At 63.7% G+C, this 8,605-nt stretch carries 7 protein-coding genes; 6 read left to right on the top strand and 1 reads right to left on the bottom strand.

Going from position 1 to position 8,605, the window contains the following annotated elements; all coding sequences use genetic code 11:
- Positions 1-241 precede the first annotated feature (241 nt).
- The 6 genes from gap (at position 242) to BGO62_RS09060 (ending at position 7,547) form a co-directional block, all read left to right on the top strand.
- Positions 242-1,243: a type I glyceraldehyde-3-phosphate dehydrogenase gene (gene gap / locus BGO62_RS09085; RefSeq protein ID WP_296641560.1), complete on the top strand. Its 1,002-nt coding sequence runs from the start codon at positions 242-244 to the stop codon at positions 1,241-1,243.
- A gap of 186 nt (positions 1,244-1,429) precedes the next feature.
- On the top strand, positions 1,430-2,611 hold the full coding sequence (locus tag BGO62_RS09080) for a phosphoglycerate kinase (RefSeq protein ID WP_296641557.1): 1,182 nt from the start codon (positions 1,430-1,432) through the stop codon (positions 2,609-2,611).
- A 100-nt stretch (positions 2,612-2,711) separates the two neighbouring features.
- A complete protein-coding gene (gene pyk / locus BGO62_RS09075; protein WP_296641555.1) occupies positions 2,712-4,145 on the top strand; it encodes a pyruvate kinase in 1,434 nt (477 codons plus the stop codon).
- Between the two features lie 38 nt (positions 4,146-4,183).
- Entirely contained in the window at positions 4,184-5,251 is a 1,068-nt protein-coding gene (gene fba, locus BGO62_RS09070) for a class II fructose-bisphosphate aldolase (protein ID WP_296641553.1), read from the top strand.
- A 310-nt stretch (positions 5,252-5,561) separates the two neighbouring features.
- Positions 5,562-6,830, top strand: a complete 1,269-nt coding sequence (locus tag BGO62_RS09065) for a M20 family metallopeptidase (RefSeq protein WP_296641550.1) — start codon at positions 5,562-5,564, stop codon at positions 6,828-6,830.
- A 42-nt stretch (positions 6,831-6,872) separates the two neighbouring features.
- Positions 6,873-7,547 carry a trimeric intracellular cation channel family protein gene (locus BGO62_RS09060; RefSeq protein WP_296641548.1) on the top strand — a complete coding sequence of 225 codons (675 nt, stop codon included), beginning with the start codon at positions 6,873-6,875 and terminating at the stop codon, positions 7,545-7,547.
- A 91-nt stretch (positions 7,548-7,638) separates the two neighbouring features.
- Here BGO62_RS09060 and BGO62_RS09055 read toward each other — a convergent pair.
- A partial coding sequence (locus BGO62_RS09055) for a 3'-5' exonuclease (protein WP_296641546.1) occupies positions 7,639-8,605 on the bottom strand: 967 nt, incomplete at its 5' end.

The following is an 8,605-nucleotide window of genomic DNA, read 5'->3' as shown; positions in this document are numbered from 1 at the left end:
GGCCGGCGTCACCGACTTCTGGCGCAAGTACGTGGGTCTGGAAGGCGCCGTCATCGGCATCGACAGCTTCGGCGAATCCGCCCCGGCTCCGGCGCTGTTCAAGCACTTCGGCATCACCACCGAGGCTGTCGTGGCCGCGGTCAAGGGCGTTCTGTGAACCGTGAGGTGTGAGGCGTCACGCCTCGCACCTGTCGCCTCACGCCTCACCGCAACAAGATTTTCACTCACTGGAGACTGATACATGGCAATCAAAGTTGGCATCAACGGTTTTGGCCGCATCGGCCGCATGGCATTCCGCGCAATCGCCAAGGACTTCAAGGACATCGAAGTGGTCGCGATCAACGACCTGCTCGACCCCGAGTACCTGGCTTACATGCTGAAGTACGATTCCGTGCACGGCAATTTCAATGGCGACATTTCGGTCGAAGGCAGCAACCTCATCGTCAACGGCAAGAAGATTCGTCTGACCGCCGAGCGCGAGCCCGCCAACCTGAAGTGGAACGAAGTCGGCGCCGACATCGTGATCGAGTGCACCGGCTTCTTCCTGACCAAGGAAACCTGCCAGAAGCACATCGACGCGGGCGCCAAGAAAGTGGTGCAGTCGGCCCCGTCGAAGGACGACACCCCGATGTTCGTGTACGGCGTGAACCACGAGAAGTATGCCGGCGAAGCCATCGTCTCGGCCGCTTCGTGCACCACCAACTGCCTGGCCCCGATCGCCAAGGTGCTGAACGACAACTGGGGCATCAAGCGCGGCCTGATGAGCACCGTGCACGCCGCCACCGCCACCCAGAAAACCGTCGACGGCCCGTCCTCCAAGGACTGGCGCGGCGGCCGCGGCATCCTGGAAAACATCATCCCGTCCTCGACCGGCGCCGCCAAGGCCGTCGGCGTGGTGCTGCCGGAACTCAAGGGCAAGCTGACCGGCATGGCGTTCCGCGTTCCGACTTCTGACGTGTCGGTGGTCGACCTGACCGTCGAACTGGAGAAGCCCGCCAAGTACGCCGACATCTGCGCCGCGATGAAGAAGGCCAGCCAGTCCGGCGACATCAGCAAGACGCTGGGCTACACCGACGAGAAAGTGGTGTCCACCGACTTCCGCGGCAACAGCTTCTCGTCGATCTTCGACGCCGAGGCCGGCATCGCGCTCGACGACACCTTCGTCAAGGTTGTGTCCTGGTACGACAACGAGTACGGCTACACCTGCAACATGCTGCGCTTCGTGCAGCACGTGGCGAAGTGAGGGACTAGGGGCTAGGAGCTAGGATTTAGGGGGGGTGCGGGCACAGCCCGCCTATTTGAAATAGGCGCGGCTCTGGCCGCACCTCCCCTAGCCCCTAGTTCCTAACCCCTAAGCTGAGCTTTAAGGCCTGGCGCGGCCCCCAACGCCGCGCCAACCCTTAAATCTTACCTTCAGGAGAAACACACCATGGCATTCATCCGCGTCACCGATCTCGATCTGGCAGGCAAGCGCGTCTTCATCCGTGCCGACATGAACGTCCCGGTCAAGGACGGCAAGGTTACCTCCGACGCCCGCATCACCGCGTCGATGCGCACCATCGAGCACTGCCTCAAGGCGGGCGCCAAGGTGATGGTCACCTCGCACCTCGGTCGCCCGACCGAAGGCGAGTTCAGGGAAGAGGATTCGCTCAAGCCGGTGGTCGACGTCATCGCGCAGAAGCTCGGCAAGAACATCCGCCTGATCCGCGAATGGACCGAGGGCGGCTTCGACGTCGCCGACGGCGAGCTGGTGGTGCTGGAGAACTGCCGCGTCAACAAGGGCGAGAAGAAGAACGTCGACGACACCGCGAAGAAATACGCCGCGCTGTGCGACGTGTTCGTGATGGATGCTTTCGGCACCGCGCACCGCGCCGAAGCCTCGACCCACGGCATCGCCAAGTTCGCGCCGACCGCCGCCGCCGGCATCCTGCTGACCGAAGAGCTCGACGCGCTGGCGAAGGCGCTCGCCAACCCGGCGCGCCCGATGGTCGCCATCGTCGGCGGCTCGAAAGTCTCCACCAAGCTGACTGTGCTGGAAGCGCTGTCGGAGAAGGTCGACCAGCTGGTGGTCGGCGGCGGCATCGCCAACACCTTCCTCGCCGCGATGGGCAAGAACGTCGGCAAGTCGCTGTGTGAGCACGACCTGATCCCCACCGCCAAGGCGCTGATCGAGAAGATGGCCGCGCGCGGCGCCTCGATCCCGATCGCCGTGGACGTGGTGTGCGGCAAGAAATTCGATGCCAACGAGCCCGCCGTGCTGAAGGACGCCGGTGACGTCGCCGACGACGACATGATCTTCGACATCGGCCCGAAGAGCGCGCAGGAACTCGCCGACATCATCGCCAAGGCTGGCACCATCGTGTGGAACGGCCCGGTCGGCGTGTTCGAGTTCGACCAGTTCGGCGAAGGCACCAAGACCGTGTCGATGGCGATCGCCAACGCCCCCGGCTTCAGCCTCGCCGGCGGCGGCGACACCATCGCCGCGATCCAGAAATACGACATCTACGACAAGGTGAGCTACATCTCGACCGCCGGTGGCGCCTTCCTCGAATACCTCGAAGGCAAGGTTCTGCCCGCCGTGGCGATTCTGGAGGAGCGCGCGAACGGCTGATGCCGTTCGTGAGGCGCGAGGCGTTAGGCGTGGGCGCAGGCCCCGCTTTCCGCTTCGCCCTCTCCGCCTCACTCCTCACACCTAACGCTTCACCCATACAATGATCCGCAGAACCAAAATCGTCGCCACCCTCGGCCCCGCCTGCTCCGATGCCAAAACCCTGGACCGGATGATGGAAGCCGGCCTGGACGTGGTGCGCCTCAACTTTTCCCACGGCGCGGCGCAAGACCATATCGATCGCGCCGAACTGGTGCGCTCGCTGGCGCGCGCGCGCGGCCGCGCGGTCGGCGTGCTGGTCGACCTGCAGGGTCCGAAAATCCGCATCGGCAAGTTCAAGGACGGCAAGATCGTGCTGGCCAAGGGCGATACCTTCATCCTCGATGCCGCCTGCGCGCTGGGCGACCAGACCCGCGTCGGCCTCGACTACAAGGAATTGCCGAACGATGTGAAGCGGGGCGTCACCCTGCTGCTGGACGACGGCCGCATCGAATTCTGGGTCGAAGAGGTCAAGGGCACCGAGATCCATTGCAAGGTGGTGCAGGGCGGCGTGCTGTCCAACAACAAGGGCATCAACCGCAAGGGCGGCGGGCTGTCGGCGGCCGCCCTGACCGAAAAGGACATCGAGGACATCAAGACCGCCGCCGCCCTGAATGCGGATTACCTGGCGGTGTCGTTCCCGCGTTCCGGCGCCGACATGCGCCAGGCGCGCGAACTGCTGCGCGCCGCAGGCGGCAAGAGCCAGCTGGTCGCCAAGATCGAGCGTACCGAAGCGATCGAAAACCTGGAGGAGATCCTCGAGGCTTCCGACGCCATCATGGTGGCGCGCGGCGACCTTGGCGTGGAAGTGGGCGACGCTGCGGTACCCGCGCTGCAGAAACGCATGATCCGCATGGCGATCGAACGCAACAAGGTCGTCATCACCGCCACCCAGATGATGGAGTCGATGATTTCCAGCCCGATTCCTACCCGGGCCGAGGTGTCCGACGTCGCCAACGCGGTGCTCGACGGCACCGACGCGGTGATGCTGTCGGCCGAAACCGCCGCCGGCCAGTTCCCGGTCGAGGCGATCCAGGCCATGGACCGCGTCTGCCTGGAAGCGGAAAAGGACGCCGAGCCCGATTTCTCCGGCGCCCGTCTCGACCACAGCTTCCTGCGTCCCGACGAAGCCATCGCGATGTCGTCGGTGTTCACCTCGGTGCACCTCAACATCAAGGCCATCGCCGCGCTCACCGAATCCGGCAACACCTGCCTGTGGATGAGCCGCCTGTCGACGCGGGTGCCGATCTATGCCTTGACACCCGGAGTTCAAACCCGTAGAAAAGTCACTCTTTTCCGCGGCGTCTACCCGATCAACCTGAAAACCGCCACCAAGGACCGCGATATGCTGCTGGCGGAAGCCGAAGAGGAGCTGCGGCGACGCGGCGCGGTGCGCGAAGGGGACTTGATCCTGTTGACCATCGGCGAGCCGATCGGTCAGTCGGGCGGCACCAATACCATGAAGATCGTCCGTGTAGGCGACTCCAGAAAAACCTGAATTCCTGCAATAAATTTTTAACCTCTAGGAGAGTGTAAATGGCCCTGATTTCCCTTCGTCAATTGCTCGACCATGCCGCCGAAAACGGCTATGGCCTGCCCGCGTTCAACGTCAACAACATGGAGCAGGTGCATGCCATCATGCAGGCCGCCGCCGCCGTCGATTCGCCGGTGATCCTGCAGGGTTCCGCCGGCGCCCGCTCCTACGCCGGCGAGCCCTTCCTGCGCCACCTCATCCTGGCCGCGATCGAAATGTACCCGCAGATCCCCGTGTGTATGCACCAGGATCACGGCGCGTCTCCCAGCATCTGCTTCCGCTCCATCCAGTCCGGTTTCTCGTCGGTGATGATGGACGGTTCGCTGATGGAAGACGGCAAGACCCCCGCCACCTACGAATACAACGTCGAAACCACCCGCAAGGTTTCCGAACTGGCCCACGCCTGCGGCGTGTCCGTGGAAGGCGAACTGGGCTGCCTGGGCTCGCTGGAAACCGGCAAGGCTGGCGAAGAAGACGGCCACGGCGCCGAGGGCACCCTGGACCACTCCATGCTGCTGACCGATCCCGACGAAGCCGCTGACTTCGTGACCAAGACCAAGGTCGATGCCCTGGCCATCGCCATCGGCACCTCGCACGGCGCCTACAAGTTCACCCAGAAGCCCACCGGCAAGGTGCTGCGTATCGACCGCGTGAAGGAAATCCACGCTCGCATTCCCAACGTGCACCTGGTGATGCACGGCTCGTCTTCCGTTCCGGAAGACTGGCTCGCCATCATCAACAGCTACGGCGGCGACATGGGCCAGACCTACGGCGTGCCGGTCGAAGAAATCGTCGAAGGCATCAAGAACGGCGTGCGCAAGGTCAACATCGACACCGACCTGCGCATGGCCTCCACCGGCGCCATCCGCAAGCACCTGGCCGAAAACAAGGCCAACTTCGACCCGCGCAAATTCCTCAAGGAAGCCACCAAGGGCATGAGCGACATTTGCAAGGCGCGCTACGAAGCTTTCGGCGCAGCCGGCCAGGCCAGCAAGATCAAGAAGGTCTTCAACCTGGAAGAAATGCAGAAGCGCTACGACAAGGGCGAACTCGATCCCAAGGTCAACTGATCGCCGGCTTGCCGCAATCAGACGCTGAAATCAAATGGGACGCTGCGGCGTCCCATTTTTTTGGCCCACGAGCGCCACGCTGATGATCCTGGGGCGCCTTTTGGCGGGGAGCGGCCGTGCAGTTTGCTCGCTTCGGCTGACTGTTCGTCGGCCGAATCCGCCGGAGACACACCGCTCCACCTGGTTCAGCGATGGCGCCCCAACCTCCGCCGGATCGGTTTGAGACGGATGGAACCCGGAAGACGGTTTAACTATCGCCTATCATGGCGAATAGAGGCTGTGCCAAATGATGATGTGCCGGAGGCGACTTATGAATGCGGCGTTATCTGACCCTTCAAGCACGCTCCTTGGGAGCCTTCCCAGCCTGCTACCCGGGCTCGAAGCACTTTACAAGGATGTCCATGCGCATCCGGAACTGTCGATGCAGGAGAACCGCACGGCAGGCCTTGCGGCGAAACATCTCCGGGACAATGGTTACGAGGTGACCGCTGGGGTGGGCAAGACGGGGGTCGTCGGCCTGCTGCGCAATGGGGAAGGCCCCACGGTCATGCTGCGTGCCGACATGGATGCGCTCCCCGTCCGGGAGGCGAGCGGCGTCGATTATGCGAGCACCGTCATGGCCACGGATGCCGCGGGAAACTCCGTGCCGGTGGCGCATGCCTGCGGTCACGACATGCACGTGGCATGGCTGATGGGTGCGGCTGCGCTGTTCTCGCAACGGCGCGAGGCCTGGCGCGGCACGCTGATGGTGGTTTTCCAGCCAGGCGAGGAGACGGCGCAAGGTGCGCGGGCCATGATTGACGATGGCCTATTCACACGCTTTCCCAAGCCTGATGTCGTGCTCGGCCAGCATGTCATGGTCGGCCCCGCAGGTACTGTCGCGGGCAGCGCCGGGCCGATCACCTCCGCCGCCGATAGTCTGCAAATTCGCCTGTTCGGCCGCGGTGCGCATGGCTCGATGCCGCAAGCCAGCATCGATCCGATCGTCATGGCCGCGGCGATCGTCCTGCGACTGCAGACCATCGTTTCCCGCGAAGTGGCCGCCACCGACGCCGCAGTGGTCACCGTCGGGGTGTTGCAGGCGGGTACCAAGGAGAATGTGATCCCGGACGAGGCCATCATCAAGCTGAACATCCGGACGTTCGATGAAGGGGTACGCAAGCATGTGCTTGCAGCGATCGAACGGATCGTCAACGCTGAAGCGCAGGCTTCCGGCGCGCCGCGAGCGCCGGAGATCACCCCGCTGGATCGCTACCCCCTCAACGTCAACGACAAGCAGGCAAGCGACCGCATTGCGGAGGCCCTGCGCCGCCATTTTCCGCCCGACCGCGTCCGGCACACCGGGCCGGCGCCGGCGAGCGAGGACTTCGGTTGCTTCGGGAGTGAATGGAACACGCCATCGGTATACTGGTTTGTCGGTGGGACCGATCCCGACATCTATGCAAAAGCCAAGGCAGCGGGACGGATCAACGACCTGCCGGTCAATCACAGCCCCTTTTTCGCCCCCGTCATCCATCCAACCCTGCAGACAGGCATCGAAGCCATGGTCGCGGGCGCGTTGGCCTGGCTGGCCAAATGAAGAACCAATCAAACGTTTAACGCCCTCGCAGGACGTTTTCCGATGCCGCTGATCCCCGTTCTCGAACAGAAGGCGATTCACGAACTTCTGCTGGTTTTCGACCTGGCGGGCACCTTTGTCTTCGCAATCAGTGGCGCGATGTTGGGCGTACGCCGCAATCTCGATATCTTCGGAATCCTGGTCCTGTCCTTCGCTGCCTCGAGTGCGGGGGGGATCACACGCGATCTGTTGATCGGCGCCGTCCCGCCCGCTGCGATCCGTGACTGGCGTTATCTTGCGGTTGCGCTTGCCGCCGGGTTGCTGGTTTTTTTCTGGTCGTCACTGTTCGTGCGCCTACGCACCGCGATATTGATCTTCGATGCGGCAGGTCTTGCGCTCTTTGCCGTCGCCGGCACGCAGAAGGCGCTTGCGTACGGACTGAACCCGTTGATGGCGGCACTGCTGGGCATGTTGACCGGCATCGGCGGAGGCATTGTGCGCGACCTGCTCGTCGCCCAGACACCCGCCGTGCTTCGGAGAGACCTCTACGCCCTCGCGGCACTTGCTGGCGCGGTGCTCGTTGTCATCGGACATGCACTGACTTTGCCGATGGTCCCGACCGCGATTGCTGGAGCTGTTGCCTGTTTCGGACTTCGACTGATGGCGATCCGTCATGGCTGGAATCTACCTGTCCCTCGGCCCCTTGAAAGCGGGGACGAGAGGCGCGAGCGTGATTGACGGCCGTGGCACGTCCGTAGTCAGCCGATGACGGCAAGCGTAGTGGATTTGGGGGAACGACCGCGATTAAACATGTGTGCGGTGACTGAATCTACCCCAGCATCGCCTTCAGCGCCGCCAGCCGGTCGCTGCCGCTGGCCTTGGCATCTGCCGTGGTGGGTTTCTCCGGCATGCGCACGTCGTCGCCCAGTTCGTCGATGAAGCGCGAGGGATCGCAGGCGACCGATTCGCGCGCACGCTTGCGGCGCGAGCAGTAGGACAGCGTCAGCGATTTCTTGGCGCGGGTGACGCCGACGTACATCAGGCGGCGCTCCTCTTCCAGGCGGCCTTCGTCGACGGCGTCGCGGTGCGGCAGGATGTTTTCTTCGACGCCGACCAGGAACACGTGGCCGAACTCGAGGCCCTTGGCGGCGTGCAGGGTCGACAGCCGCACGGCGTCGGGCTCTTCCTCCTCGCGGCCTTCGAGCAGGGTGATCAGCGCGATGGTCTGGGTGATCTGCAGCAGGTTCTTGTCGTCCTCCTCGCCCTTCTTGGTGATCCAGGCGGCGAATTCGAGCACGTTGTTCCACTTGCTCTGCGCCGCGCGCTGGTCGTCCTGGTCGAACAGGTGGACTTCATAGTCGATGCTTTTCAGCAGGTCGTTCAGCACTTCGCCGGCCGGCTCGCGGGCGACCCGTTCCTCGATGCGGTTGATGAACTGGCAGAACTCGACCAGCGGCGCCAACTGGCGCTCGCCGATCTGCGATGCGGCGGCGGCCGAGAACACCGCCTCGAACAGGCTGACGTGCAGGGTGGCGGCGACCTGGCCGAGCTTCTCCAGCGTGGCCGCGCCGATGCCGCGTTTGGGCGTGGTGACGGCGCGGATGAAGGCCGGATCGTCGTCGCTGTTGGCGATCAGGCGCAGATAGGCAATCACGTCCTTGATTTCGGCGCGGTCGAAGAACGACTGCCCGCCCGACAGCTGGTAGGGCACCTTCTCGTTCCTCAGCGCCTGCTCGAAGATGCGCGCCTGGTAGTTGCCGCGGTAGAGGATGGCGTAGTCGCGCCATTCGGTGCGG

Source organism: Thiobacillus sp. 65-1402 (genome assembly GCF_001897685.1).
In the GTDB taxonomy this organism is placed as follows: Bacteria; Pseudomonadota; Gammaproteobacteria; order Burkholderiales; family Thiobacillaceae; genus Thiobacillus.
This window is presented reverse-complemented; position numbering and strand designations above follow the sequence as displayed.